The 25,324-nt window shown below is 41.4% G+C and carries 32 protein-coding genes; 6 read left to right on the top strand and 26 right to left on the bottom strand.

All coding sequences use genetic code 11. The features are described 5' to 3' along the window. The first annotated feature begins 37 nt into the window (after window positions 1-37). Window positions 38-694, top strand: coding sequence for a Type 1 glutamine amidotransferase-like domain-containing protein (locus tag CYJ37_RS20080; protein WP_101551373.1), 657 nt, complete (start codon window positions 38-40; stop codon window positions 692-694). Between the two features lie 116 nt (window positions 695-810). Beyond that, window positions 811-1,260 (top strand): hypothetical protein, encoded by a 450-nt coding sequence (locus tag CYJ37_RS20075; protein ID WP_101551371.1) that lies wholly within the window; start codon window positions 811-813, stop codon window positions 1,258-1,260. 84 nt (window positions 1,261-1,344) lie between these two features. Here the strand turns inward: CYJ37_RS20075 and CYJ37_RS20070 are convergent, their stop codons facing one another. Continuing rightward, window positions 1,345-1,830 (bottom strand): hypothetical protein, encoded by a 486-nt coding sequence (locus CYJ37_RS20070; RefSeq protein WP_180827393.1) that lies wholly within the window; start codon window positions 1,828-1,830, stop codon window positions 1,345-1,347. Between the two features lie 152 nt (window positions 1,831-1,982). Continuing rightward, complete coding sequence (locus CYJ37_RS20065; RefSeq protein WP_142385286.1) at window positions 1,983-3,236, bottom strand: ATP-binding protein; 1,254 nt, start codon at window positions 3,234-3,236, stop codon at window positions 1,983-1,985. 215 nt (window positions 3,237-3,451) lie between these two features. Between CYJ37_RS20065 and CYJ37_RS20060 the strand changes: the two genes are divergently transcribed. After that, window positions 3,452-3,916, top strand: coding sequence for a hypothetical protein (locus tag CYJ37_RS20060; protein ID WP_101551367.1), 465 nt, complete (start codon window positions 3,452-3,454; stop codon window positions 3,914-3,916). A 297-nt stretch (window positions 3,917-4,213) separates the two neighbouring features. Here CYJ37_RS20060 and CYJ37_RS20055 read toward each other — a convergent pair whose 3' ends face one another. The 12 genes from CYJ37_RS20055 to CYJ37_RS20000 form a co-directional block, all read right to left on the bottom strand. Then, window positions 4,214-4,750, bottom strand: a complete 537-nt coding sequence (locus CYJ37_RS20055; protein WP_101551365.1) for a CBO0543 family protein — start codon at window positions 4,748-4,750, stop codon at window positions 4,214-4,216. Window positions 4,751-5,222: 472 nt separating this feature from the next. Further along, window positions 5,223-5,642, bottom strand: coding sequence for a protein-tyrosine phosphatase family protein (locus CYJ37_RS20050; RefSeq protein WP_101551363.1), 420 nt, complete (start codon window positions 5,640-5,642; stop codon window positions 5,223-5,225). 14 nt (window positions 5,643-5,656) lie between these two features. After that, a complete protein-coding gene (gene trxB, locus CYJ37_RS20045; protein ID WP_101551361.1) occupies window positions 5,657-6,604 on the bottom strand; it encodes a thioredoxin-disulfide reductase in 948 nt (315 codons plus the stop codon). Between the two features lie 13 nt (window positions 6,605-6,617). Further along, entirely contained in the window at window positions 6,618-8,390 is a 1,773-nt protein-coding gene (gene arsA, locus CYJ37_RS20040; RefSeq protein WP_101551359.1) for an arsenical pump-driving ATPase, read from the bottom strand. 15 nt (window positions 8,391-8,405) lie between these two features. After that, window positions 8,406-8,765 carry an arsenite efflux transporter metallochaperone ArsD gene (gene arsD, locus CYJ37_RS20035; RefSeq protein WP_101551357.1) on the bottom strand — a complete coding sequence of 120 codons (360 nt, stop codon included), beginning with the start codon at window positions 8,763-8,765 and terminating at the stop codon, window positions 8,406-8,408. A 91-nt stretch (window positions 8,766-8,856) separates the two neighbouring features. Continuing rightward, window positions 8,857-9,276 carry an arsenate reductase (thioredoxin) gene (gene arsC, locus CYJ37_RS20030; protein WP_009792031.1) on the bottom strand — a complete coding sequence of 140 codons (420 nt, stop codon included), beginning with the start codon at window positions 9,274-9,276 and terminating at the stop codon, window positions 8,857-8,859. Window positions 9,277-9,304: 28 nt separating this feature from the next. Then, window positions 9,305-10,600, bottom strand: a complete 1,296-nt coding sequence (locus CYJ37_RS20025) for an arsenic transporter (protein WP_101551355.1) — start codon at window positions 10,598-10,600, stop codon at window positions 9,305-9,307. 16 nt (window positions 10,601-10,616) lie between these two features. Then, window positions 10,617-10,961 carry an ArsR/SmtB family transcription factor gene (locus CYJ37_RS20020; protein WP_009792033.1) on the bottom strand — a complete coding sequence of 115 codons (345 nt, stop codon included), beginning with the start codon at window positions 10,959-10,961 and terminating at the stop codon, window positions 10,617-10,619. 312 nt (window positions 10,962-11,273) lie between these two features. Then, window positions 11,274-11,795, bottom strand: a complete 522-nt coding sequence (locus tag CYJ37_RS20015) for a hypothetical protein (RefSeq protein WP_101551353.1) — start codon at window positions 11,793-11,795, stop codon at window positions 11,274-11,276. 319 nt (window positions 11,796-12,114) lie between these two features. After that, window positions 12,115-12,498, bottom strand: a complete 384-nt coding sequence (locus CYJ37_RS20005) for a hypothetical protein (RefSeq protein ID WP_101551350.1) — start codon at window positions 12,496-12,498, stop codon at window positions 12,115-12,117. Between the two features lie 153 nt (window positions 12,499-12,651). Beyond that, on the bottom strand, window positions 12,652-12,810 hold the full coding sequence (locus tag CYJ37_RS27395) for a hypothetical protein (protein WP_180827392.1): 159 nt from the start codon (window positions 12,808-12,810) through the stop codon (window positions 12,652-12,654). Window positions 12,811-12,988: 178 nt separating this feature from the next. Continuing rightward, on the bottom strand, window positions 12,989-13,228 hold the full coding sequence (locus CYJ37_RS20000; protein WP_101551348.1) for a hypothetical protein: 240 nt from the start codon (window positions 13,226-13,228) through the stop codon (window positions 12,989-12,991). 326 nt (window positions 13,229-13,554) lie between these two features. Here CYJ37_RS20000 and CYJ37_RS19995 point away from each other — a divergent pair, with 326 nt between their 5' ends. After that, entirely contained in the window at window positions 13,555-14,463 is a 909-nt protein-coding gene (locus CYJ37_RS19995; protein WP_101551346.1) for an EamA family transporter, read from the top strand. 129 nt (window positions 14,464-14,592) lie between these two features. On the opposite strand, the gene CYJ37_RS19990 is transcribed toward CYJ37_RS19995, so the two are convergent. From CYJ37_RS19990 to CYJ37_RS19940, 11 genes are all read right to left on the bottom strand, one after another. Continuing rightward, the gene (locus CYJ37_RS19990; protein ID WP_101551343.1) at window positions 14,593-14,973 is read right to left on the bottom strand and encodes a hypothetical protein; all 381 of its coding nucleotides are present in this window, start codon (window positions 14,971-14,973) and stop codon (window positions 14,593-14,595) included. Window positions 14,974-15,119: 146 nt separating this feature from the next. Then, complete coding sequence (locus CYJ37_RS19985; RefSeq protein ID WP_022543409.1) at window positions 15,120-15,539, bottom strand: hypothetical protein; 420 nt, start codon at window positions 15,537-15,539, stop codon at window positions 15,120-15,122. A gap of 60 nt (window positions 15,540-15,599) precedes the next feature. Beyond that, window positions 15,600-15,797, bottom strand: a complete 198-nt coding sequence (locus CYJ37_RS19980) for a hypothetical protein (protein ID WP_009792042.1) — start codon at window positions 15,795-15,797, stop codon at window positions 15,600-15,602. 144 nt (window positions 15,798-15,941) lie between these two features. Beyond that, window positions 15,942-16,265 (bottom strand): hypothetical protein, encoded by a 324-nt coding sequence (locus tag CYJ37_RS27390; RefSeq protein WP_101551341.1) that lies wholly within the window; start codon window positions 16,263-16,265, stop codon window positions 15,942-15,944. 620 nt (window positions 16,266-16,885) lie between these two features. After that, on the bottom strand, window positions 16,886-17,779 hold the full coding sequence (locus tag CYJ37_RS19970) for a sensor histidine kinase (RefSeq protein WP_101551339.1): 894 nt from the start codon (window positions 17,777-17,779) through the stop codon (window positions 16,886-16,888). Between the two features lie 21 nt (window positions 17,780-17,800). Next, window positions 17,801-18,550, bottom strand: coding sequence for an ABC transporter permease (locus CYJ37_RS19965; protein ID WP_101551337.1), 750 nt, complete (start codon window positions 18,548-18,550; stop codon window positions 17,801-17,803). Next, the gene (locus tag CYJ37_RS19960; protein ID WP_101551335.1) at window positions 18,543-19,466 is read right to left on the bottom strand and encodes an ABC transporter ATP-binding protein; all 924 of its coding nucleotides are present in this window, start codon (window positions 19,464-19,466) and stop codon (window positions 18,543-18,545) included. The genes CYJ37_RS19965 and CYJ37_RS19960 overlap by 8 nt, the downstream gene beginning before the upstream one ends. A gap of 97 nt (window positions 19,467-19,563) precedes the next feature. Beyond that, window positions 19,564-20,256: a response regulator transcription factor gene (locus tag CYJ37_RS19955; RefSeq protein ID WP_101551333.1), complete on the bottom strand. Its 693-nt coding sequence runs from the start codon at window positions 20,254-20,256 to the stop codon at window positions 19,564-19,566. 213 nt (window positions 20,257-20,469) lie between these two features. Next, complete coding sequence (locus tag CYJ37_RS19950; protein ID WP_101551331.1) at window positions 20,470-20,742, bottom strand: hypothetical protein; 273 nt, start codon at window positions 20,740-20,742, stop codon at window positions 20,470-20,472. Window positions 20,743-20,943: 201 nt separating this feature from the next. Then, entirely contained in the window at window positions 20,944-21,330 is a 387-nt protein-coding gene (locus CYJ37_RS19945; RefSeq protein WP_101551329.1) for a VOC family protein, read from the bottom strand. A gap of 174 nt (window positions 21,331-21,504) precedes the next feature. Next, window positions 21,505-21,783 (bottom strand): ArsR/SmtB family transcription factor, encoded by a 279-nt coding sequence (locus CYJ37_RS19940; protein WP_101551725.1) that lies wholly within the window; start codon window positions 21,781-21,783, stop codon window positions 21,505-21,507. 503 nt (window positions 21,784-22,286) lie between these two features. Here CYJ37_RS19940 and CYJ37_RS19935 point away from each other — a divergent pair. Beyond that, window positions 22,287-23,015, top strand: coding sequence for a phosphatase PAP2 family protein (locus CYJ37_RS19935; RefSeq protein WP_101551327.1), 729 nt, complete (start codon window positions 22,287-22,289; stop codon window positions 23,013-23,015). A 57-nt stretch (window positions 23,016-23,072) separates the two neighbouring features. Further along, window positions 23,073-23,987 carry a metallophosphoesterase gene (locus tag CYJ37_RS19930; protein WP_101551325.1) on the top strand — a complete coding sequence of 305 codons (915 nt, stop codon included), beginning with the start codon at window positions 23,073-23,075 and terminating at the stop codon, window positions 23,985-23,987. A gap of 194 nt (window positions 23,988-24,181) precedes the next feature. On the opposite strand, the gene CYJ37_RS19925 is transcribed toward CYJ37_RS19930, so the two are convergent. Continuing rightward, complete coding sequence (locus CYJ37_RS19925) at window positions 24,182-25,312, bottom strand: M20 family metallopeptidase (protein WP_101551324.1); 1,131 nt, start codon at window positions 25,310-25,312, stop codon at window positions 24,182-24,184. Window positions 25,313-25,324: the final 12 nt, after the last annotated feature.

Genomic DNA, 25,324 nt, shown 5'->3' with positions numbered 1-25,324 from the left:
TCAGACCCCCTGGCTCTTTTCTACTACGGAGGTAAACATGAAAACTCACTACTATTTAGGCTGGTTTAATAATCATTTTCCAGAGAAGCTGAGCAAGCGGCTTCAGGAGGATATAATTGATAGAAAATCGCTTGTTATGATCAGCTCAAATCCATCTATCTATGAAGAAATGGGCGCTACGGAACGCTCGTGGCTGGACCAGGCCGGCATCGTATTTGATGAATACCACCTGATTAATTACCGTATCCTGAATGAAGAGGCCCATACTTTAATTAGTAATGCTTCAGTCATTTTCTTATTGGGCGGAAATACCGTTGAACAAAATAAGTTCCTCGCAGGATATGAGCTGTCGGATCCTATTACAAAAAGCCGTGCCACTGTTATGGGAGCCAGCGCTGGTGCGATTAATATGTCTGCTAAATGGTTATGTTCAAAAAACCTTGGCTATAACGTCGAAGTCAGCACTCTGTACGACGGAATCGGCCTTGGCGATTTTGCCGTCCTTTCTCATTTTGACCTCGAACATAACCTTGCACTCGTTCAAAATGAACTCTCCCCCTTATCCGAGGAAATGAATATCTATGCTTCAAACAAAGACTGCGCTGTGCGAGTTAAGGGAGACAAAATCGATATTTTAGGCACTGTCTATTTGATTTCCCGGTCAAAGATTGAGAGATTGGATGAGACGCTTTAGCTGCCGTGAGCCATGGGGGCAGATCCGAGCCATGGGGACAGACCCCTTGGCCCAATCTCAAAAAGAGCCAAGGGGTCTGTCCCCATGGTTTTTACAAAAAATGTGGAGTGATTAATATGAGGTTTTTAAGCTTCATTTCATGTTTACTATTTGTTTCTGTTTTAGCCGGATGTTTTGGAGAAGACTATGATTTTTCCCCGCCAACAGTTTCCCTATTTAATCCTGATGATATTACCCAAGAAACAGCACTTGAAGAAGCGAATGTTGAGTGGGACTTCGACGAACAATACAACAAGAAAACGGATGATGTTCAAGCATTAGCTAAAAAACAAGAAGTGATGCACTTTAATTCAGGACAAAAAGTTCAATACATCCTCGAAGCTGGCCATTTTGATTCTGATGGAGTCAGTGTTTCGGTTTGGAAAAACGACAGTGAGACAAAATTGAAATTAGAAAAAGGGCAATCTTTCTACTTACCTGAAGAAACTGGTGAATATGTGATAGTGTTTGACCTCGACACAGACAAAGGCGATGCCCAATATGTTGGAAATATTGTCGTAGAGTGAGCCACGGGGTCAGGTCCCCTGGCTCACTCACAAAAAGAGCCACGGGGTCTGTCCCCCTGGCTCTCTCCTTAACTTAATAAGGTTTTAATCTCCGTACTTGTCTGTCCACTTTTTTAACCACGTTGAATAATCTCCTTTTATTTCCTCACTGGTTTTACCATTCAAAGAATATGGAGCTCCAACTATATCGTTGCTTTTAGAAATCGGAGATGACAAACCTCCAATAACTTCTCCATCTAATAACCAAACTGTTACAGAAGTTTCTCCCCTATTAAATACATCATCTAATGGATGATTTTTAATTGTAAAAAGAATTGCATCTATTTTCTTATTCAGATATTCATCAGGTTCTATACGTTGAACAGACCAAAGTTGTTGGGTAGGCATAGTGCGTAATTCTGTTTTAGTAATTTCTAGATCACTCTCACCCTGATATGAAATAACTTCATACTCATTCTGTTCTAGGTAGTCTTTTGCGATTTTGGCATTTTCACTTAGTTGTATTTCTGTTTCACGACAACCCGTGACAATTATAATAAAAGTAAAGATTAGAACTATATACTTGGGCAAAACATCACCCCTTTTCATAATCTTCTACTAAACTGACTGTTAGCTGAATAAGCCTTCCCTTTGAACAATACTACAAAATGTAAATTTTCACCAGGTCTAAATATAACAACAATTTTCACAAAAAGAGCCAAGGGGTCTGTCCCCCTGGCTCCCTACGGTTCAACACCCGGAAAATCAATAATAAATTCCGTCCCCACCCCTTCTTCGCTTTCTACTCTGATTCTCCCTTTAAAGGAATGGATGATCTGGTAGCTGACCATCATCCCGAGTCCTGTCCCTTTTTCCTTAAGAGAATAATAAGGCGATCCAAGGCGCTGGACCTGTTTCGGGTTCATGCCGATTCCCTGGTCCTTGACGGTGAGCCTGATGTGTCCACTGGCGGTATGATGACATGAAAGCGACACGGTCCCGCCATTCGGCATGGACTCCACTGCATTTTTCAAGATATTGAGCAGGGACTGATTCAGCTTCTGGGGATCTGCTTTTATCCAGCAGTCATCCTGAATGTCGGTTTGAAATTCAACCTGCTGATTCACGCTGAAAGTTTGAATCAGCGCTGCTGTACGTTTTAAGTGTTCACTGACATTGACAGCTCTATCTGTACTGCTGGAAGGTTTTCCGAAAGTGAGAAAATCGTTGATGATTTCATTGGCCCGGTCTAATTCCTCAATTGAAAGCTTAATGTATTCTCTTTTGGGATAAGGGAGCTCCGGGTCATCAAGGAGCTGCAGGAATCCCCTGGTCACCTGCATAGGATTGCGGATTTCATGGGCAAACACACCGGTGAGTTCACTGATCACCCTGAATTTTTCAGAGTCCTGGACCTTCAGCCTGAGCTGGTGGTTCTCACGGATTTTCTCAACTAATACGGTACAGAACCACGTCACAGCAACGGTAAAAAGCAGATGAATACCCTGAACTTTCACCACGTTGGTAGAGAAGCCATTCATGATCCCGGACACCGCCATGCCGCAGAGACAGTAAAAGAACGATAATCCTGTCGAAATGATAATCCTTCGATCTTTATTCAGACGTAAAAATAATCGCTGAACCGACAAAATGACGGGGAGCGTAATGATTGACACCATGACAGTCGTCAAAAAACCCATGCTGATTCCGAAAGACAGGCGGTATAGAATGATCAGGGCTGTCAGAAACACACCGGACCATACTCCGAGGTACAACGTTCCGAATAGGAGAGGGATAAACCGGATATCGAGCCGCGCCGCTTCGGCGTATTCCACAGGAAAGGACATGCACAATAAGATTGACACTCCCCACAAAAGTGTCATCAATATCTTAATGGACCGGTCCTCTTTTACCTTCTCCAGAATAAACGTAAAATAACTGAAGATCGGAATAACCATGAGTGTCAACTGCAGCAGGAAATCTTTCACTATACTCATCTGGGCACCATTCGCCTTCTGTTCTATGTACTTATATTTTAGCAAAAATTCACACTTTTTAGGTATTTTTGTCTTTTTTTCGAGCCAGGGGGACAGACCCCCTGGCTCAGCCTCAAAAAGAGCCAAGGGGTCTGTCCCCTTGGCTCATCAGAAAATTGAAACTATACCCTCAGTAAAACGTAAATAAAGATAATAACATTCTCCGGAGGGTGAATATGGATAATCAGCAGGTTGATGAACTTAACAGTTTTCTTGAAGAAATCGGACAAAAGGCTGATGCAAAAACGGCTGCGAAGCTTGAATTGGATAAATGCAAAAGAATCATACAAAGGCTAAGTTCCTTTTCATCAGATTGCGAAAAATGTAATCAGCTTTTTTTAGGTTTAGAAAATCACCTGATCCGTCTAAAAAGCAAAGCAGAACATCTTACAGAAGGTGAGGTTAAACATCATAAAAAACTAATTGGCACCATTAGCTCCCATCTGCAGAAACAGCACAAACTGGTAACGCAAGGGTATTATCTGGCATTATATATGTCCATTGGCATAAGTATTGGTACAGCAATTGGCCTTGTTGTATTTGATAATCTGGTACTGGGCCTGCCGCTGGGAATGTGTATTGGTATAGCAATTGGCACAGGGCTGGATGAGGATGCTAAGAAAAAGGGGCTGACCCTTTAACTTCTGAAGGGTTTGCTGCAAAGAAGCCTAATCCTCCTTATTTTTACCGAGGAATTAGGCAGAGTTTATTCAAAGTCATGTTAACTATATGGATTAATTTCTAATGTTCCTGTAGTGGATAAATCTTGCTATAGCACCCATTTGTTCCATACAATCTTCCACAGATAAAACTAATTACAGAAATACCGTCTCTTTTCAAATAGAACATCTGCCTATTTTGTCAGCTGACCTGCAACATTGGCTCCTAATCGGAATTCGGAGACATATTTAGTTTAATGACTTGGAAACAATTCAAGTCTATATACTCGATTTCAGTCTGGCTATTATCACATATACAATCTGAGATAGAAGAAAAAATCCTAAGAAGGACTTTGTATGTGTCCAGTTATGTAAAATAAACATTTCTCCTTTAACAAATAGGGGCTCAAAAACATAAGCCAACAATGCCGACCCCAGCACAGACAGAATAAAATAACTATAAAACCTTTTAGAAAGCTGGTAAATAAACATAAATAAAACAGGAATGACTGTAATATCTGCCGGAAACAAAGGAGGGACCATCGGCAACAATTTGTCTGGGTATCCCCATAGGATCAATTCTCCGCCAATGACATCAAAAAGCGAAGCCGCAGCTGCCCAGATAAGTCCATAGCTTAAAATTTCAAATGTTCGCTTTTTATCGCGAAAGCTAAGCCATAATATCCATGGGATAATTGTGGCTGCAAGTAATACCCACCATTTCCAAGTGAATAAATCATCTTGGATCCAATGTTTAAAGGCCACTTCTTTCAATAATTCTCTAGCTTCTTTAACATCTTCATATGATGGTTTCATGCCTTTTCAACCCCTACCCTAAATCTACACTTATCCTTTCCGATACTATATGCCAATATCCATATCCTCTAGGAGCTAATGTATTTTCTTACTCACTAGCCTGTCTCTAAGTTTAGGAAAACATATCGGATACCAGTTATTAAAATCCAATCGGTTAAAGAGGCAATTAAGCCACAGGGTCAGACCCCTTGGCCCGTTATAAAAAAGAGCCATGGGACCTGTCCCCCTGGCTCTTCTCGAGGTTGCAACATTCCCACCCACTTTCTAGGGAATGGTTGATTGATAATGGGTTCCCGATATGTTTATAAGGAAGAGTAAATCATAGGAAAGCAGCTTCAGGAATAAGAGTGCCTCTACTTTTATAGATGTCTCTCACCGATAGTGTATAGAGCTACAGGAAAAAGCAAAAAGAGCCAAGGGGTCTGTCCCCCTGGCTTCAAAAAGAGCCAAGGGGACAGACCCCCTGGCTTCATTAAGCATTAGGGAAAAGACGCTGAAGGGATGCTTTCATCTCTGGCTTTACATTGATTCTTGGCCGGGCGGCCTTCGCCATTTCTTCTGCTTCCCTGATCGTCTTTGCTTTCCCTAAAGAGAGTAATGTACCGATCGCAACGGTCCCTGTACGATTGCTTCCGCCTGCACAGTGGAAGTATACTTTTTCCCCTCTATTATAGGCATTTACCACATGCTCAACAGACTGTTTAATTGATTCATCCTGCTGCTCAGCATCATCTACAATGGGGCTGTGAATCCGCACATAGTCCGCTTCTGGAGCCTCTGCCCGAAGATCGAAAATCACATCTGCTTTTTCATTTTTCATCATTTCTTCTACATCATCTGCTCCGCCAATGTAAATGCGATCTTTTATTAGTTCATGATAGTTTTTTGTCATGCTGTTCCCGCCTTTTATAATGATTTGCTCCAATCATGTGTTGCCGTTCCTTCCAGATATCGTTCGGCATCAAGTGCTGCCATGCATCCTGTCCCTGCAGCTGTAATTGCCTGGCGATATCTCTTGTCCTGTACATCCCCGCAGGCAAAAATGCCAGGGATATTGGTTTCTGCCGTACCAGGGATAACATTAATATAGCCTGTTTCGTCTGTTTCGATTTGCCCGTTGAGAAATGCTGTGTTTGGTGTATGTCCAATTGCCACGAAGATTCCGTCTGTTTCAATTACTTCTTCTTTACCCGTCTCATTGTTCCGGACTTTTAAGCCTGTTACCTTCATTCCATCTGATACCACTTCAATCGGTGTGTTGTTAAGCGCCCAGGATATTTTTGGATTCTCTTTCGCGCGGTCCTGCATAATTTTTGAGGCCCTGAGTTCGTCACGCCGGTGAACAATGGTCACTTCGGAAGCAAATTTCGTTAGGAAGCTTGCTTCTTCCATAGCCGAATCTCCGCCTCCAACAATTATTACTTTCTTGCCGCGATAGAAGAATCCGTCACAAGTAGCACATGTGCTGACTCCCCGTCCGATATTTTCTACTTCACCAGGAATACCCAGAAGCTTGGCAGATGCACCGGTTGAAAGAATCAGCGCTTCTGTCTTTATTTCTCCCAAACCGCTCACATTTAGTATAAATGGCTTTTGCGAGAGGTCGGTTTCAGTAACCCATCCCCTTTTAAACCTGGCTCCAAATCTTTCTGCCTGTTTTCTCATATTGTCCATTAATTCCGGGCCCATTACTCCATCTGCAAACCCAGGAAAATTTTCCACTTCGGTTGTTAATGTCAATTGGCCTCCTGGCTGTGTGCCTTCAATTACCAGCGGCTCCATATTTGCACGAGCTAAATAGATAGCAGCTGTCAATCCAGCTGGACCGGTCCCTAAAATAACGACTTTTTCCATCCTAATCCCTCCATTAGTGGTTGATGAACTTCTTTAATTCCTGATATCCAGTGCCTGCTTCTCCCTGAACCGGGACAATGGCGCATTTCTCGCTCAGCTCATCTGCCACCTTTTCAATCCAGCTGAATTCGGCACCTGACCTTCCGTTTAGAACAGGATCCTTTGTTTCTGTCGCATACAGACTTTGGTTAATCACCCACCACTCAGGTGTGATATCCGCACGCTTCAAGTCTTCCTGCAGTCTGCCAGCTTCCAGCACAGGAGTGGCCTCAGCCAAGGTCACAATGACGACACCCGTCTCCTTAGGGTTTCTTAACCTTGGAAGAAGCATTTGGACACTTTCAGGTATATCACCCGCAGAGCGTGCAAGTTCTTTATGAAACGACTGTGCTGCGTCCAACAGCAGCAGGGTATGTCCTGATGGAGCAGTATCAATGACCACTACTTCATTCTCCGATTTTGCTACAACTTCTGCGAATGCTCTGAATACGGCAATTTCTTCAGTACATGGGGAATTTAAGTCCTCTTCTATAAAAGCAAGAGACTCATCATCCAATTCATCCCTTACATTGCACAGTACCTGGGATTTATAGACCTCAACTTCTTTTTTCGGATCAATCCGGCTGATAGTCAATTTTTGATTCAACTGGCTGTTTTGAAAAACAAATTCAAGATGCGCAGCAGGATCAGTGGTGGTCAAATGCACATGATGACCTTTTTCCACTAACCCAACTGCAATGGCAGATGCCATTGTGGTTTTGCCAACTCCGCCCTTGCCCATGGTGAAAATGACCCGGGTGCCCCTTGTAGAAAAGTCTTTAATGACCTCACTTAATCCAGGCAAATTGAAGAACTTTTGATCAATAGCCAATTCTGTCTGCGGAAGAGTAAACTGCTTAAATAGGTAGCGCAGATTGTTAAGCCCTGTAAGGGAATATGATACAAACGGAATAGAATAAGCAGCCACTTGCTTCAATTCATCCGGCATCCTTTTTAATGCACTCCGCTGACGCTGGAAAAATGATGCTGAAACCTCATCATCAGGAATATGCGACTGCATGAACCCATTGATAATCAGACTTTGGTTCTTGATCCCAATCTCTTTTAATTCCTTGGAAGCACGGCTTGCTTCCAGCAAAGATGATTCATCCGGTCTTGACACCAGAATCAGTGTGGTGAGGCCGGGATTGGCCAGTGCTTCCATGGTTACGGAGTAAATCTGCTTCTTCTCCGCGAGTCCAGATAAAGGACCCAGACATGAGGCACCATGTGTACTTTCCTCCAAAAAGCCGCTCCAGGCTGTTGGCAGCTGAAGCAGGCGAAGGGTATGCCCTGTTGGTGCTGTATCAAAAATGATGTGGTCGTAAGCTTCTACAACTGAAGCATCCGAAAGCAAGCTGGTGAATTCATCAAACGCGGCAATCTCGACTGTACAGGCACCTGACATCTGTTCTTCCATTGTATTTACGACTGAATCCGGAAGCTTGCCGCGATAAGGCCCGATTGTTTTTTCGCGATAGGCACGTGCAGCCTCCTCCGGGTCAAGATTACATGCTGACAGATTGGAAACTCCGGGAATGGGCATGGGTGTATTTGTTAAAGCAACCTCTAACACATCCTGCAAATTCGATGCAGGATCTGTACTGACGAGCAGGACCTTTTCTCCTTCATCAGCCAGCTTGACAGCAGAAGCGCAAGCAGCTGAGGTTTTGCCCACCCCGCCTTTACCTGTAAAGAAAAGGAATTTAGTGTTCGCAACAGCTCTTGCATCAAATGGTTGAAACATGCTTATTCCTCCTTCCTATTTCAGGTCGATCTTGAATTTAACGCTGGGCTTTTTCTCAGCCAGTGAGTCAGCATCCACTCCGAACCATTGAGACAATTCTTCGTTAGAGGGGTATCTGCCCGCCTTGGCAACTGATCCGTCCACCAGCGTGACCGGCAGGGCGCCTGGCCCCTTTTCATGAAGAACCTTGCAGATTTCTTTATTGTCCGCAAACACAGCAGGTTCATTTGCCAAATTATATCGTTTAATGTCAAACCCCTTTTTTTCCAGCAAAAATACGGCGGAAGCCATTCTGGTCAGTTCCGGATCCACACTCGGTCCGCACACCCCGGTAGGGCAGCATAGAGCCGGATCAAAAATTTCCACTTTTGTCATGAGACTCTCTCCTTTAAAATAAAATAAGCATATACTTATATAAAAGGTAAAAAGCTAGCCAAGAGAGTAATTTCTCTTGGCTATTTTCTTTTTACTTGCCAGTCTCGGCAAAAGTTTTGATGCGGTCGCCGATTTCGTCGCGTACACGCTGGAAGAAGGCCCATTTTTCTTCTTCTGTTCCTTCCGCTTTGGCTGGATCGTCAAATCCCCAGTGTTCGCGTTTTACATGAGGAGGAGTCATCGGGCACTTGTCAGCTGCATCACCGCAAAGTGTTACAACCAGGTCCGCATTGTTTAAAATTTCAGTGTCAATGATATCAGAAGTCTGATTGGAGATGTCGATGCCGGCTTCCTTCATGGCCTTTACAGCATTAGGATTTAAACCATGTGCTTCAATTCCTGCACTGTATACATTCCACTCATCACTCAAATGCTGCTTAGCCCATCCTTCTGCCATTTGGCTGCGGCAAGAGTTTCCTGTGCATAGAAAGTAGATTGTTTTTTTAGTCATGTTGAGATTCTCCTTTTAGGTAAGTTTTTTAGATAATCAGCAACCAAATATATAAACCAACTAATGTGATGAACAATGTTGGAATGGTTAGAACAATTCCAGTCTTGAAATAGGTTCCCCAGGAGATTTTTACTCCTTTTAGAGACAATACATGCAGCCACAGCAGGGTTGCCAGAGATCCGATAGGTGTAATCTTCGGCCCCAGATCAGATCCAATGACATTGGCATAAATCAATGCTTCCCGGATCACTCCACTGGTATCCGTGTCAGCAATGGCCAGTGCGTCAATCATAACGGTTGGCATATTATTCATCACAGATGAAAGAATGGCAGCAATGAAACCCATCCCGATGGTTGCCGCAAACAGCCCCTGGTCAGCTGTCATTTGAATCATATCAGCCAGCACATTGGTAAGGCCCACGTTTCTCAGCCCATATACCACTACATACATTCCGATGGAGAAAAACACAATTGCCCAAGGTGCCCCTTTAATGACTGTGCGGGTATTGACGGCTGGACTCCTGCGTGCCATTAATAAGAAGAAGATGGCAACGACACCGGCAATGATTGAAACAGGCAATCCAATGAATTCACTTGCAAAGTAGCCAATTAACAAGATTGCCAGTACAAGCCATGACAGCCGGAACATCTTGCTGTCCCTAACCGCTGCGGAAGGTTCCTTCAGATGGGATAAATCATAATTCTTCGGTATGCTTTTTCTAAAGTATAAGTACAGGACAATGATGCTTGCTGCGAGTGAAAAGAAGTTTGGAATAATCATTCTGGATGCAAACTCTACAAACCCGATTCCAAAAAAGTCAGCCGAAACGATATTAACAAGGTTGCTGACTACCAGCGGCAAGGATGTTGTATCGGCAATAAATCCGCTCGCAATGATGAATGGAAAAACCATTTTTTCATCAAACTTCAAGTTTCTGACCATTGCAAGAACAATGGGTGTCAGAATCAATGCGGCTCCGTCATTAGCGAAAAATGCTGCAACCAAAGCACCCAAAATGGAAACATAAACAAACATTCTTACTCCGCTTCCTTTTGCAGCTCTTGCCATATGCAGAGCTGCCCATTCAAAAAATCCAATTTCGTCCAGAATCAGCGAAATAATAATGATTGCAATGAAAGCAAGCGTTGCATTCCAGACAATGGATGTCACATCAATCACATCATTGAAGTCAACTACTCCTACAATCAAGGCAAGAATAGCGCCCCCACATGCAGACCAGCCAATCGATAATCCTTTCGGCTGCCATATTACCAATATGAGGGTCGCCAAAAATATCAATGATGCCAAAATTATTTGAGTCAAAACATGCTACCCCCTCTTACTCACAAGAAATTCTTAATCCTTGTTCTTCAAGTTCTTTCAATTTATAATCCTGACTCGGAAGGTGATCCAGTACATCCTTCACCAGCGGGTAGTAGTCGCTCGCTTTGTTCAGAGAATAAATGATCCACTGGCCTCTCCTGGCCTCCCTTACCACATCTGCATCCTTTAGCTTTCGGATATGCTGGCTGATGGCAGGCTGGCTCATTTTAAAAATCTCAACAAATTCACAAACGCAGCAATCATTATTATCCAGGATCTTCAGCATAGTTAACCGCGTTTTATCACCCAATAATTTTAAGATGCTGGCAGCTTTTTCAACTTCAACTGTGGACACTTTCAACGTCTATTCACCTCCCGCTTTACGATATCAATATATAATAATTCACTTATATATGCAACAGGTTTTGATTTTTTTTAAAACTTTACTTAATTTTAATATGTTCCTTTTCAGGTTGTTCATTCATAATACTTTTTGTACTTCTTCGTCGCCTTTTTTCTGAAGCTTATTCTTTTGGGGTCTGGGAATATCCCATCTCATCACCCTTTATTAATTTTAATCACGAAAAAAAAGCCGCCTAGAATTGGCAGCTGTTTTTGGACATCGCACCTATAGTTTAAAATTACAATAGACAGAAACAACATCTCGATATTCTTAATTACTAACTTCCCCTTGATAGCCTTTATCTGCTGTCAAGAATCGATCAAGCTTAATAAACCCTGTGAAGATGAACAGTGATCCAAGAATATTACATATAACCCTAAACCAATGGACAATTTTAAATTCCTTCACCGTTTGCTTAAGGAATTCTATAGAATGGAGGTCAGCACCTTCAATAAACATGATTTCATTCCGTGGCCATTCAAAAAGAATGGAAGCTGCCCCTTCTAATATGATTGCCAGCAGGCTGAGGAGCACCCACTTTCTTGCAGATTTCACTTTCCACACAAAAATTCCTGCCAAAACGCCGGTCAGGATACTTACAAAGCCCAACGGCGGAAAATAAGTATGTGGACTAGCAACTGCCATCCAGTCCATGGACTGCTCCAATGAAAATGGTACGTTATGAAAAATATTCGGATACACCATAAACGTATTAAGTAAAATGCTCCCCAAAATGATCCACTGAATCCAAAGGTGGGATAAAACCGTATAATACCCTACTTTCTTTGCCATGCAAAAAACTCCTTCTAATCATAAGTTTTTATAGCCTTATCGGCTAATATGCACTCATTATAAGGAGCAATTCTAAATGAATCCTTATGTAGTTCTTAAATAATTCTTAAAAAGCCATGGGTAAAAGCCATGGGAAAAGCCATGGGGACAGACCCCTTGGCCCAATTTCAAAAGAGCCATGGGGACAGACCCCTTGGCCCAATTTCAAAAAAAGCCATGGGGACAGACCCCTTGGCCCAATTTCAAAAGAGCCATGGGGACAGACCCCTTGGCCAATTTCAAAAGAAGCCATGGGACCTGACCCCCTGGCTCCTCAAGTTCATTTAAAATCACTAGGAATTTTTACGAGTACATAATTTTCAGTCCACATTTGAGTGGTGGCAATTAGCCTCTTTCCTTCTTTTTCAAAGAACAGGCCGGCACCATCTTTTTCTTTAAATTCCCATCCATATGAGGCAACCATTTGTTTAGTATATTCATCAGCGATTGAAATACCTTTATCCTCACTACGTGTGATATACCAAATAAAGTCCCCATCTACTGAAATTTCAGTTATCTTACTATCCGATTCTTTTAGTTTATCAATAGCTTCATTTGCTGATACATCATCAACTGGAAGAGAGGGGTAGTGTAATTTACCTGCAAAAATGAACACAACAATAGTTATTATTAATATGCCAAGTATATACCGCACCTTTTTCATCTCATCACCCTTTGTTAGTTTAAATCACGATATATTATTGTATTCTTCTTCAACTAAGCTGTCCCTTTCCCCCAAAGAACGACCACCTAATGGCAGCTGGATCTTCTTAATATCACGTTTACATTCTTGTGAGCTCCAAATTCCAATCTTATTTTATATATCAAAAAGTGCATTCAATACAAGAAGTAAGAGCCATAGCAGGATAACTAGGATTCCAAATCTTCCTATTTCATTGCCTTTTTTATCTGCTCTATTCTGGTGTTTTATCCTTCTATATAAGTTTTGAACTTTCTTTTGTTTTTCTCCTTCCACTGTTTAATCTCCCCTTTAAAATCATATCTCCTGGTACAGCGTGAGCAAATAGATGTTTTAGCCATTAAGTAATTTTCAGCAAAAAAGGCGATAATCCTTCTTGGATCAATCACCCATTAGTTTAATAAGGAACGTAGAAAAAGTGCACTTTCCTTAGTGAATAATACACTCTTCTATTTCAGTTTCCCTTTTTATTTACAACCAAAAAAATACCCAAGCCTGCAACTGCTATTAGCAAAAATAACGCAATTGAAGGCATCCCTAGATCAGAGCCCCAGCTTAATTGCTTATCTCTATCTGTTGTTGCAACGTAAGCAGCAGATGCCTTGATAGAATCAGATAAACTATTTATTGAATAAACAATAACGCCTGTGAGAATGGCTTGAGCTATAAGGAAATAACCTAGTATGTCTCTCATAAACTCCCTCCCCCTTTTACTAAATTATACAGTTTTTTAGCAAGGTGGGGAGCGAAATCCTATTGAACTACTCTCCCATTAGTTAAATAAGATTCAGCTGCCTTATTGACAGTTAAAGCACCTTTTAGTACAAATAACCTTCAGTATTCCCAAAGAGTCTCACCCGACCCGTTGACAATAGGCACCTTTACTCTTATACTTTTTGAAGAATTGAATAATAAAACCAATTTAGGACGTGGATTTTTCTAGAGGTATCTCTATTTTCGCCACACAATTGTCAGTTGACGGTTGTGTGGCTTTTTTATGTAAAGAAAGGGGCAGAGTAAATGAAAACTTGGCATTATGCACTAATCGTTTTCTTAGGTGGATGCTGCTATGGGGTGTTGTCTACATTTGTGAAGCTTGCTTATGCAGCAAATTATTCGGTAACAGAGGTAACGGGTGCCCAATATTTATTTGGGGTCTTACTTACCTGGGTGCTCGTTATGTTTAAAAAAAAGCAAAAAATTTCTTTAAATCAAACCTTCAAATTACTGTTATCTGGAATTCCGTTTGGTTTGACAGGTGTGTTTTATTATCAGGCGCTGCAGACACTCAATGCTTCACTAGCCATCATTTTTTTATTTCAATTTGTATGGATTGGTGCGCTTTTCGAGTGGGTCTTTCATAAGAAAAAACCAACAAAAGGGAAAATCATCTCAATTGGCATTCTTATTATAGGCTCATTTCTAGCTGCGGGCTTACTTGCAAAAAATGAAGTTGCTCTCTCCTTGCATGGGTCTGCTTGGGGGCTGCTTTCGGCTTTAACGTTTACAACTTTTATATTTCTCAGCAGTTCAGTCGGAAAAGATACTCCGCCTGTCCTGAAAAGTGCTTTCCTATCTACTGGTGGTTTAATTGTCGTACTTTTAGTATATCCACCAATGTTTCTAGTTGATTTACCTGTCTTAATGGGGGTCGCCCCCTATGGTTTATTACTCGGCTTGTTTGGTGTTGCCTTACCACCACTTTTATTTTCAATTGGCATGCCCCATATAGGACCAGGACTTGGCACGATTTTGACTGCTTCAGAGCTTCCAGTAGCAGTAACATTATCGGCACTTATATTAGCTGAATTTGTAAACTTTTCACAATGGCTGGGAGTTGTCATCATATTAATTGGGATTGTCGCAGGCAATTTAAAACCTAAAGATCAAATAGAAGCTGTGTCTATACAAACCAAATCCGTTTCGTGATTTAGAGTTGCTCCTTATAATGAATACCGGGCCATGGGGACAGACCCCTTGGCCCAATTTCTAAAAGAGCCATGGGACCTGACCCCCTGGCTCCAAAAACTCAGCCTTATGACAGCCTAATATTAACTTTTATTCAAAACTATTTTCATATATATCAAAAAACTTCGATAATCCCACACCTTGTTCTTGAACATCTTTATCCCCCACAGATACTTGCCACCCATATTGTTTGTATTCTTTATAGTTACTATCACTAACGGGTTCTAGATCAAACTCCTTAGCTACTGCCGCAAAGGCTTCTTTGTAGTCCAGCTTTGCCTGTTCTAATGCTTTTTTAGAATCTTTAAAAATCGGCATTCCTTCAGCATTAGCTCCTATTTCGTATGCCTTTTCATTACCAAAATCAATGCTTAATTTACTAACATCATAATCATCAACAACTGTTGCTAAGGATTGGTTATCACAAGAAACTAACAAGATGATTGCAAAGCTAATAAATAAGCCCCTCATATATACCTCCATTAATCATGCTACTTTGTTATAACCTTATAGAATAGACGTTTTTCGATAAAATAAGTTTCATAACTATTTTCACTATCCTTCCCCTTTTATAAAAAGAAAAAAAGCTGCTTGATTTCGCAGCTTAATAAAGGAATTTAACTCCCCTTTTCCAGGTTGTCTTGAATAAATTCCCGAAGGACACTTTCGGCATTTTTTAATGTATTTAAAGTTCCTGTTACTTTACTGCCAGGAACCTTTTTGGCAATTGGAATTCCTAAAATTGTTCTTTGGCAACTCCATATAGGAATTCTTAATTGAATCTTATGTCTTCCTAAGTGGGATTCAATTTCTATAAAAACATAAGAGATATAACCAGGCAGAAATTTATCTACACCATCTTTCAATACCTCAATGAGAATTCTTTGGTTTTTCTTTTCAAAATAAGGCTTAAACTCATTTAATAAAGATTCACAATGTACAACAAAACTGTGTTCAGCAGCACTAATATAATCCCTTATTTCAATAGAAAATTGGTTTTGTTTATAACTTTGTTGTAAATCTATTAAGTTTTCCATTAATCCTCCAATCGCTATTGAGCTTATCTTCCCGGACCGCATGATCTGCAAGTAATAATCTTAATACATACTTGCTGAAGCCAGTACGGCAATGGTCCACATGATAAGTGTAAAAGATATTGTCAGCAATACTGTATTGATTGCTGTTTTTTCGCCGCTCTTCACCTTTTTCAATATAGAGACTAAATTCAAACAAAACACAATGCACAATATGGGCATCAAAAACCAGCCAACATACCATCCTGCCACAATAAGCATATTTCTCTCCCCCCAATTTTTAAGAGTGCTGACCAGTTGGTTTATTATTTCTGCTTTGATTATAATTAGCTATATATTCCTCAAAATTTCATCGATCAGCTTAAAAGTAAACTATTCCCCAATACCTTTACATGATTAATCATCTTATCTGAACCATTCAGCTTCCACTCCAAAAAGAAAACCACAGACAAACAGGCCCATTACTACTCCGATCATTGTCACTACACCAAGGATCAATTTCACGCGGGAGGCGGCTTCATTGAAATCACTGAAAACCATAATGTAAGTATAGAAACAGGGTAAAAGAAGAAATAGAATGATGAAGGTGTTTAATGAGAAGGTCAAATGAGCCACTACTCCAGATTCGTTCAATAAAAAGCCTATGAATGTAATTAACATTCCGGAACTATAATATTTTGCTAATCTGGGAAGTGATATTGAACGGTTTGTAACATATTTTCCTTGCAAGCTATTCTCACCTTTTCTTCAATAAATGAGCAGGGCAATACACCACTGTCGCTTCTTCTAATTATAATCTATTTGTATGGTTTTTCGTGGTGGACTCACACGGCTTTTTATAAAAAAAGCCGCCTCGCAGCGGCAGCTGATTGAACAGAGGGATTAAACAAATACAAGGCGTTATTCCTTCTTTAATTCGATACTTTCGGTTTCTTCATCCCATTCAACAGTCATTGTAATCACAGTATTTTGTTGGATAAAGGCACACCCACTGCACATATCTCCAAAATCCTGACTTTGCAGAACCCCGCCATTAGATAAAGTTCCCATTCCCTCGGTAATTCCAGACTTTGCTTCAATACGATATTTAATTTCTTTACCTGTAATACTTTTTAGATTACTCCCTTCATACTTTAATGTGAAGTATTCCCCCCCAAACCCATTTGGGATATTTTAACACAAAATTCTGTAATTGACTTATAAACTGCGCAATGAGTCTACACGTAATGCAATGGTTGTTATCCCGAAATAATCGATTCCCTCCCTGAGGCTAAAGAGACAAACAGAGACAGGTCTCCGATCCAAACAAAAAAAGAGCCAGGGGGTCTGTCCCCATGGCTTACCTTGGCTTATTTCCATTCACAAACCATGGTTAATTGGTTCCCTTTTAGCTCAGCTGATATTTTTCCGTTCATTTTTTCCATCAGGCTTTTGGCAATGGGCAGTCCAAGTCCGGTTCCTTTGCCTGTCCGGGTTTGGTCGGCTTTATAGAACCGGTCGAACATGTGGTGTACGTCCTGTTCACTCAGTTTGTCGACGGTGTTGGAAATTCTCAATACAACCGCTGCATCCCTCTCGTAAAGCCTGATGGACACATTCCCTGTTGAGTACCGAATCGCGTTGACCACTAGGTTTTCCACGACTCTTTTAACAGCAGATGCATCGGCATCGATCATGATTTCATGATCAGGAATATGGATGTCCGGCTCTATGGTTCTCTTTTTGAATTCTTCATAAAACCCTAATAGAGCGTCTGCAATCAAGTCGTTGAACCGGACCCTCTCCAGCTTCATCGGGTAATCGGTTTGTTCGATAATCGACAGCTCGAAAAAATCTTCCAGGAGGGTTTTTAATCTTCCTGCACTATTTTTTATCGTTGCGATGTATTCCTTTTTCAACTCGGGGCTTAGTTCATCGGATTCTAAAAACTGAATATACCCCAGAATCGAGGTCATCGGCGTGCGGATATCATGTGAAATATGAGAGATGGCCTGTTTCAGCTCGTTTTCCGTCGAGCGCTTGACTGCCTCTGCTTGTTTCGTCAGGTCAATCTGGTTATTGATTTCCTTTGCAAGCTCCTCAAAATGACGGTCATTAAAGCTGATATCAACCTTCTTGCTTGTTTGATTCTGGTTGAATTGATGAAGCTGCCGGGTTGTACGTTTGATTTCTTTTTTCAGCAGATAGAAACGAGTGAGGACAATGGCGAATGCGATCAGGACGATTATGAACAAATAGAGCATGGGACCTCACCCGCTTTCTGGTTACTTGATTTCTTTTCGTTTAAAAATATAGACGCCTATTCCCCAAAACAGCAGGAACGTCAGAAGTGGAATTGCTACTATGAAAAATAAGTCACTGCTGTTCAAGCTGTTCACGATGCTGATGTCATAGATCAGCTTAAAAACAGAATGATTGAGTATCGGTTCAAAAAACGGCACTTTGGCTGCCAGTATTTGCAACGGCCAGTCAGCAAAAATAAAGAACATCAATAGAAACCCTATCGTTTTTCCACTGTCCGTAAACAGGATCGAAAAAATCGCCATGATGGAGGCAAAAGCAGCTCCATATAAAACAATCAGCCCGATGGTTTGAAGGTAATAGGAGATGTCAGGCATACCGTCAAATCCGAAATAGACAGCACTCGTGCCCGTCATCACGATAGGTAAAATTAATGATATAATGACCGCTCCGATGGAAAACACGATTAACTTCGCAGAGTAGATACTCAGCCTGCTTTTCCCTGAAGATACGATGCTTTTCATCGTCCCCATGGAGTATTCACTCGTAATAAAGAAACCGGCGAGAATACTGGGGATCAGCTTCACAATATTCGCATGGGGTCCAAGAATGCTCTCCTTGTAATAATCACTTACTGCCGGCAGGCCTGAAGCGCCATTGTCGAATTCCAGAAGAGGAAACAGCACTGCAAGCGCAAGCAGCATCCAGCTCAGGAATCGGAATGAGCGATCTTTCTTTAATTTATACCACTCTGTTCTCACTAAGTTACCCATGCTGGACACCTCCGATGCGATTGGTGAAATATGTTTCCAAATCTTCTCCCATCGGCATGAATTCTTCGATGATCAAGCCTTCATCGGTTAACATTTTGGAGACTTTTCGTGGTGCATCAACAGAGGTGAACAGTTTAATCGTCCCTTCAGGCATTACTTCAAAATCATGCGCAGATAACCGGCTTTCTATGATGGTTGCCGCCTTGCTTGGATCATCCACTTTGATATGCAAGTACTGCTGGCATTTTTCTTGAAGCTCTTTCGCAGATAACTGTTCCAGCAGCTCTCCTTTATGGATGATGCCATAATGGGTGGCCAATAGATGCAGCTCACTTAAAATATGGCTTGAGATCAAAATCGTGATTCCATATTCCCTGTTCAGTTTTTTCAGCAGTTCCCGGATTTCCACAACTCCCATAGGATCCAGACCATTAATAGGTTCATCCAAAATTAAAAACTCAGGATCTCCCAGTAAGGCAATCGCCAGTCCGAGACGCTGCTTCATTCCTAAAGAAAAATTCTTCGCTTTCTTTTTTCCTGTATCCTGCAAACCAACCAGCTTAAGCGTTTTGTCAATGCACTCTTTGCCTGGTATGCCTTTCAGGAGACGGTGTGCTTCCAGGTTTTCCTTGGCCGTCATCTGAGGATATAAGGCCGGCCCTTCAATAATGGTTCCGATTCTCTTTCTGGCCTCGATGATATCCTGTTCATTGCTTTTTCCAAATAATTCAAATGTCCCCGCGGTTGGATACGCAAGTCCTGTTATCACTCGGATCAGCGTGGATTTCCCGGCCCCATTCTGTCCGATGAAACCATAAATGGAGCCTTTTTTTATCTTTACACTCACTTTATCGAGCGCCATATTCTTTTGATATTTCTTCGACAGCTGGCTGGTCGTCAATACATAGTCATTCATGAAGAGTTTCCTCCTTACGTCATTATTCAACTTTGAACACTCTTATACTATAAGAAGGAAAACATAAGAAACCCTTAAGTAAATCCTTAAGAAAACCTTAAGATTTGAGCTTATAGCCCATTCCCCAGACCGTTTCAATATACTCTTCATCACTATTTGCTTTCGCCAGCTTGCTCCTGATATTGCTCAAATGAACATTTATCGTATTTTCATCTCCGTGGTATTTTTCATTCCACACGCTCTCGAACAAGTTCGCCTTGGAAAAAACCTTATGAGGGGACGCCACCATCAGAAGCAATATTTCGTATTCCCTGGCCGTCAATTTAAGCTGAATCCCGTTCACACTCACAGTCTTAGCGTCCACATCCACAATAATATCCTTATGGGTCAATTGATTTGTTACCGGCGTCCCCGACAGGTCCCGATATCTTCTCAGACATGAATCAATCCTGGCAGATACCTCTTCAATATCGAAAGGCTTGGTTATGTAATCATCAGCCCCAGCTCTTAACGCATGAATCTTTGACTGAGTCTCAAGCTTCGCCGAAATGATGATGACGGGGATATTGCTCTCATTCGTCACCTTTTTCAGGAGCTCTTCACCGGATAATCCAGGGAGCATCAGATCAATCAGGATCATATCCCACGTCCCGGAATCCAGGTATATCAATGCTTCCGTTCCGGAATAAGCCGGCTTCGGCGAATAGCCGCTTTTCCTCACAATATTGCACAGCAGGCGATTAATGTCCTCATCGTCTTCGATAATTAAAATATGTACCGTATCATTCATTGTAATCATCCTCATATTTATTAACCTTATCATTTATTGAAAGCCGGGGAATGTCAAGTTGGTCGAGGGCTGGAAGAAAGAAGACGCTTTGTCCGAATTTCCGGAAACTCAGCGGCTTATTTTGTGGTACGCTTTTTGAGACAAGGTCCACAGCTCAGCCACAAAAAAAGCCAAGGGGTCTGTCCCCTTGGCTCGCCGCCCTATAGGACGGCTTTATTCCTTTGGTTGATTTCTGACTGAAGATTCTTCCTTAGTTACTCTATACTTAGAATGTTCTAAATCAAAATTCTGCTCAATTCTTACTAGCGTATGGATTAATTCCTCATCTGCGTCTTGTGCAATGCGTTCCAACCTTTTAATAATTCTTTCTGCTGCCTGCATATCGATTCCATCATTACGTATTGTTATCGTTTGTATTAGATATGATTTAACCCGATCAACGTCTCTCAGTATATTTGTCAATAACTCAAATAGCTCTTTATTCACAACCCTCCACCCTTTTTTGATCTGAACTGTGATTTTGTTATTCTTTACCCACGATGCCAATGACTTATGCAAAGTAGACTTTAGTATCCAACTATTTCTTCATTTTCTCTGGCTTATCCTAAAAACGGCATCTAAAGAGCCACAGGGTCAGGTTCCCTGGCCCACTATCAGAAAGAGCCAAGGGACCCGGCTCCTTGGCTCTTACTTATCTTCTATTATCTGAATAAGGTTGCCGCAGTTGTCGTCGAAGACAGCTATTGTGTTATCACCCATCTTTGTCGGCACCATTGTAAAATTGACACCATGCTTCAACAATCTTTCATACTCTCTTTGAACATCTGTAACTCCAAACATTGTTGCTGGAATACCCTGCTCAAGTAATTTCTTTTGATATTCTTTGGCAGCTGGATTGTCATTGGGTTCAAGTATAAGTTCAGTACCGTCTTGGTTTTCTGGAGAAACAAGCGAAATCCATCTAAATTCACCAACTGGAACGTCGTGTTTTTTTACAAACCCAAGCGTTTCTGAATAAAAATTTAGTGCCTTATCTTGATCGTCTACAAATAAACTGGTAACAATGATTTTCATAAATGAATCCTCCTATTATGTCTGCTGTAATTTGTATGGTGATGTGCGTAATGCAATTGTAAGTTAACCATACGTTCTTCAAAAATCTTATTTCTATTTTGCCACTTAGTGAACTATTCGAACCCAGAAGTAAACTCCGTACACTTTTGTTAAACTATTCTTGTTTCTCGTATATTACTCAATCCAGCCTTTCAGCAAGTCTTTAAGTGGTTCATTGTCGAACTTAAGTACTCGATATTTGCCCTTTCGTATTGATTTTAAAAGGCCTGCCTCTTCCAATACAGAGAGATGCTTAGCTATCCCTTGACGAGAAATGGAAAGATTGTGTTCCATGATAAGACGGGACGTAAGTTCATACAACGTCATCTCATTGCGTTCGGATAGTTCGTCTAATATTAGTCGCCGAGTCGAGTCAGCAAGTGCTTTGAATGTTGTGTCTTTTTCCCATTTCATGTATTGATTATACGCAACCAAAAAGTTGCTCGTCAATAGTAAGCAACCAAAAAGTTGCATGAAATTAAGGAGACATAGCAGATTAAAGTCATATACAAAATTATGCCCATTGATACTCCAATTGCCCCCCTTTTATAAAAGAGGCTACCTGATTGGCAGCCGACCATGCATAATCCCCCTTTAGTTTTAGTGCGGTATATAACAATCCTCTACAGTGCTTTCATGCATTCAAATTAAAAAATATATAAACTCTAAGTTTTTTAGTGACGTGAGAAGTCCTCTAATTACAGGTGTTTAACCGAAAATCACCCGGGTAGGGATTAAGGAAACCCGTAATAATGCCATACTTCACGAGCAGAAATGGATTTGCTGCACCCAGAACAGCAGTCCATTGCAGATGTAAAAACAGCGAATCCTTTATTAAGGCGAAACGGGCTGCTGCAAGTCTTATCTCAAGTTTGTTGTAATTTACAGAACCATCAAAAAAAAGGGGGAAAGACACATTGGAACTTAACGAAGAAAAATTGAAAAAAACCAGCTTTCCTGTCCTATTAATAATAACCGGATTAGCAATCGCTGCAGGTTTTATCTTTTTATTTGCAGAGATTGCGGAGGAAGTGATGGAACAAGAGGTTAAGTCTTTTGACGGTATGATTATTGGCTATCTGAAAAGTATCGAAAGCACCGCTCTTGATCATATCCTGATTTTTATCACTGAACTGGGTTCTGTCTGGTTTTTGACAACCTTATCAATTTTGACAGTGGTTTACTTATGGTTTAAAGCCAAAAATAAATGGGGTGTGCTCTTTTTTATTATAGGAGTTGGCGGAGGGGGACTTCTCACTCTTTTGCTAAAACACTATTACCAACGGGGGCGTCCTTCTATAAACCCGGACATCGATGCGGTGGGATTCAGTTTTCCCAGCGGACATTCGATGGGTTCTCTCATTTATTACGGGTTTCTTATTTACTTCATTATCCGCTCGAGAGTTAAAAAAGAGGTAAAATGGACAGCCAGTCTTTTCGCCGTCATCATCGTTATATTAATCGGTTTATCTCGAATCTATCTTGGAGCCCATTTTCCGAGCGATGTAATCGCGGGACATATTGCGGGCAGCATTTGGCTGTTGCTTTGTGTTCTCGCTTTGGAATGGGTTGCTTGGCAGAGCAGCAATTCAATCCGGCCTATAAAAGCAGTCCGGAAATTCTTTGAACAGCGTTCCCATGCTTAGAGTTAGTTGAGGATCCGTTCATTATAAATGGTCTTATGCAGAAAGGGGAACACAGCTATGAATTCTTTAAATAAAATCGGCATGGGCTTAGGTATTTTTATTTTGCTCATTCTCGTCTGGGGTCTTGTTGAACCGTATTTTATTGATGTAGAAAAAGAAGAGGCGGTTATCAATCAATTGCCGGAAGAGTGGGAAGGGAAGCAAATCGCTGTTTTGGGAGACTATCAGGTAGGGATGTGGATGGATAACACAGCAACAGTAAAGAAAACTTCGAAAAGGATTGCTGAAATGAATCCTGTCGCTGTTTTCATTTTAGGAGACTTTGTCTACCATGCTGCCAAAAGCTCCAAAGAAGAAATGGACCATGTCAAAGAACTGCTTCGTCCTTTAACAGAAAAGGAGATACCCATATTTGCCGTACTGGGAAATCATGATTATGCCATGAAGCTTAGAACTGATGAGCCAAACAGAAAGTCAGCCGGGAACGTTGCATCTGAATTAAATGACATGGGGATAGAAGTACTCCATAATGAGTCCATTGCTCTGGAGCTGACGGAGGACGGTGTTGAACCTGGAAACGCCACGGAGAACAGCCTGTATCTCGCAGGTATAGGCGCAGCCTGGCCGGATGAAGCACAACCTGATAAAGCTCTTGAAGCAATACCGGAAACAGCAGCACGAATGGTCATGATGCACAATCCGGATACCTTCGCAAAGCTGGAGGCCGGCTCAGCTCCATTTGCTGTGGCAGGCCATACACACGGCGGGCAGGTGCGGATTCCCTTTACTCCGCAATCCACTTGGATGACCTATGCTAAAAAGGAAAATGTCCATGCCGATGGCTGGATAGAAGATTACGGAGCTGCCGGGAACAAGCTATATGTAAATCGAGGAATCGGCTTCAGCGATATACCGATCCGTATTAACTGTCCGCCGGAAGTAACGTTATTTACTTTAAAGACTGCGTCATAGCACTTTAGTGGTAAACAGCCTATCATTCTGTAATACACTTTTCGTCATCAGGCGGTAAATATCAGTTAGAGGCGATACATGTCAATGGATGTTATCTTAGTGTAATAGATTACCCTCCCTTAGGGGTAAAGAGATTAACAGAGACAGGTCCCCCATACAGCCGCAAAAGGAGCCAAGGGACCCGACCCCTTGGCTCATGTTATTTTAGATAACATCTTTGATAATAATGCTGCTCGTACAGGTAATTGGTCAATTAATATATGTTCATATTCGGCGTGCGGGCCAGCTCCGACAGAGCCCAGCCCGTCAAGAGTAGGTATTCCCAGTGCAGCGGTGAAGCTGCCATCACTTCCGCCTCCAACAGAAGCTTGCTCTAATGGGAACCCCAGTTCAGTTGCACAATCTTTAGCAAGGTTAAAAAGCATTTCTGTTTTTTCTGTTTTTTTCATCGTTGGCCGGACAATTCCTCCATCTATATGTATGGATGTTCCAGCCATTAAGGGTTTTATATTATATATTAAATGATTTATTCGTTCAGCTTCTTCCATACTTGTAACACGAATGTCGAGCTTCATTTCAGCATTTTCTGGAATAACATTAATGCTGTTGCCGCCATGAGCAATACCGATGTTAACCGTTGTTCCTTTTTCATAATTAGTAAGAGAATCTAAGTAGAGTATTTGCTTGGCCATTTCCACATTAGCACTAATGCCGTCTTCATGATTATTTCCAGAATGTGCGGCTACTCCTTGAATTGTGACTGTATATCTCAATATACCTTTTCTTTCTGTTTTTAAGGCACCAGTATTACTCACCGATGCTTCTGGAACAAGAACCACATCGCTTCTTAATCCTTCTTCTTCAATGAATGGACGAGCTGTATAAGAAGCAATACCTTCATGGTCACTGGTACATAGTATGATGACCTTTTTATTAAGTTGTATTCCTAGTTCTTTACATGCTTTTAATGCCCATATAGTTTGAATAAGACCGCCTTTCATATCAATCGTTCCCGGTCCATAAGCTTTATTGTCCTTAATAATAAAAGGAAGTCGCCCTTCCTCCCATACGGTATCAAAATGCCCAATGATTAAAATTTGAGAATCCCCTTCACCATAGGAGAATCGGAGGTGATTACCTGTCTCAGTTTGGTGAATTACTTCTGGTTCCAAGTCAAGATGGGTTTCAAATAATTTTGTTAGTACAGCTCCACAATTATCAACCAATTCCTTATTAAGGGTCGGTGATTCTGCTTTAACTAATTGTTCCAGGTCCATAAGCATTTCTGCTTGATGACTTTTCAAGTAGGATAATACATCTTGCATAATTGCCACTCC

Source organism: Bacillus sp. UMB0728 (assembly GCF_002858875.1).
In the GTDB taxonomy this organism is placed as follows: domain Bacteria; phylum Bacillota; class Bacilli; order Bacillales; family Cytobacillaceae; genus Bacillus_AB; species Bacillus_AB infantis.
This window is presented reverse-complemented; position numbering and strand designations above follow the sequence as displayed.

What these genes read in the sequence shown, in the direction of transcription:
- CYJ37_RS20080 (WP_101551373.1), top strand. Translation starts at nt 38, where the DNA reads ATGAAAACTCACTACTATTTAGGCTGGTTTAATAATCATTTTCCAGAG.
- CYJ37_RS20075 (WP_101551371.1), top strand. Translation starts at nt 811, where the DNA reads ATGAGGTTTTTAAGCTTCATTTCATGTTTACTATTTGTTTCTGTTTTA.
- CYJ37_RS20065 (WP_142385286.1), bottom strand. Translation starts at nt 3,236, where the DNA reads ATGAGTATAGTGAAAGATTTCCTGCTGCAGTTGACACTCATGGTTATT.
- CYJ37_RS20060 (WP_101551367.1), top strand. Translation starts at nt 3,452, where the DNA reads ATGGATAATCAGCAGGTTGATGAACTTAACAGTTTTCTTGAAGAAATC.
- CYJ37_RS20055 (WP_101551365.1), bottom strand. Translation starts at nt 4,750, where the DNA reads ATGAAACCATCATATGAAGATGTTAAAGAAGCTAGAGAATTATTGAAA.
- CYJ37_RS20050 (WP_101551363.1), bottom strand. Translation starts at nt 5,642, where the DNA reads ATGACAAAAAACTATCATGAACTAATAAAAGATCGCATTTACATTGGC.
- trxB (WP_101551361.1), bottom strand. Translation starts at nt 6,604, where the DNA reads ATGGAAAAAGTCGTTATTTTAGGGACCGGTCCAGCTGGATTGACAGCT.
- arsA (WP_101551359.1), bottom strand. Translation starts at nt 8,390, where the DNA reads ATGTTTCAACCATTTGATGCAAGAGCTGTTGCGAACACTAAATTCCTT.
- arsD (WP_101551357.1), bottom strand. Translation starts at nt 8,765, where the DNA reads ATGACAAAAGTGGAAATTTTTGATCCGGCTCTATGCTGCCCTACCGGG.
- arsC (WP_009792031.1), bottom strand. Translation starts at nt 9,276, where the DNA reads ATGACTAAAAAAACAATCTACTTTCTATGCACAGGAAACTCTTGCCGC.
- CYJ37_RS20015 (WP_101551353.1), bottom strand. Translation starts at nt 11,795, where the DNA reads ATGGCAAAGAAAGTAGGGTATTATACGGTTTTATCCCACCTTTGGATT.
- CYJ37_RS20005 (WP_101551350.1), bottom strand. Translation starts at nt 12,498, where the DNA reads ATGAAAAAGGTGCGGTATATACTTGGCATATTAATAATAACTATTGTT.
- CYJ37_RS20000 (WP_101551348.1), bottom strand. Translation starts at nt 13,228, where the DNA reads ATGAGAGACATACTAGGTTATTTCCTTATAGCTCAAGCCATTCTCACA.
- CYJ37_RS19995 (WP_101551346.1), top strand. Translation starts at nt 13,555, where the DNA reads ATGAAAACTTGGCATTATGCACTAATCGTTTTCTTAGGTGGATGCTGC.
- CYJ37_RS19990 (WP_101551343.1), bottom strand. Translation starts at nt 14,973, where the DNA reads ATGAGGGGCTTATTTATTAGCTTTGCAATCATCTTGTTAGTTTCTTGT.
- CYJ37_RS19985 (WP_022543409.1), bottom strand. Translation starts at nt 15,539, where the DNA reads ATGGAAAACTTAATAGATTTACAACAAAGTTATAAACAAAACCAATTT.
- CYJ37_RS19980 (WP_009792042.1), bottom strand. Translation starts at nt 15,797, where the DNA reads ATGCTTATTGTGGCAGGATGGTATGTTGGCTGGTTTTTGATGCCCATA.
- CYJ37_RS19970 (WP_101551339.1), bottom strand. Translation starts at nt 17,779, where the DNA reads ATGCTCTATTTGTTCATAATCGTCCTGATCGCATTCGCCATTGTCCTC.
- CYJ37_RS19965 (WP_101551337.1), bottom strand. Translation starts at nt 18,550, where the DNA reads ATGGGTAACTTAGTGAGAACAGAGTGGTATAAATTAAAGAAAGATCGC.
- CYJ37_RS19960 (WP_101551335.1), bottom strand. Translation starts at nt 19,466, where the DNA reads ATGAATGACTATGTATTGACGACCAGCCAGCTGTCGAAGAAATATCAA.
- CYJ37_RS19955 (WP_101551333.1), bottom strand. Translation starts at nt 20,256, where the DNA reads ATGAATGATACGGTACATATTTTAATTATCGAAGACGATGAGGACATT.
- CYJ37_RS19945 (WP_101551329.1), bottom strand. Translation starts at nt 21,330, where the DNA reads ATGAAAATCATTGTTACCAGTTTATTTGTAGACGATCAAGATAAGGCA.
- CYJ37_RS19940 (WP_101551725.1), bottom strand. Translation starts at nt 21,783, where the DNA reads ATGAAATGGGAAAAAGACACAACATTCAAAGCACTTGCTGACTCGACT.
- CYJ37_RS19930 (WP_101551325.1), top strand. Translation starts at nt 23,073, where the DNA reads ATGAATTCTTTAAATAAAATCGGCATGGGCTTAGGTATTTTTATTTTG.
- CYJ37_RS19925 (WP_101551324.1), bottom strand. Translation starts at nt 25,312, where the DNA reads ATGCAAGATGTATTATCCTACTTGAAAAGTCATCAAGCAGAAATGCTT.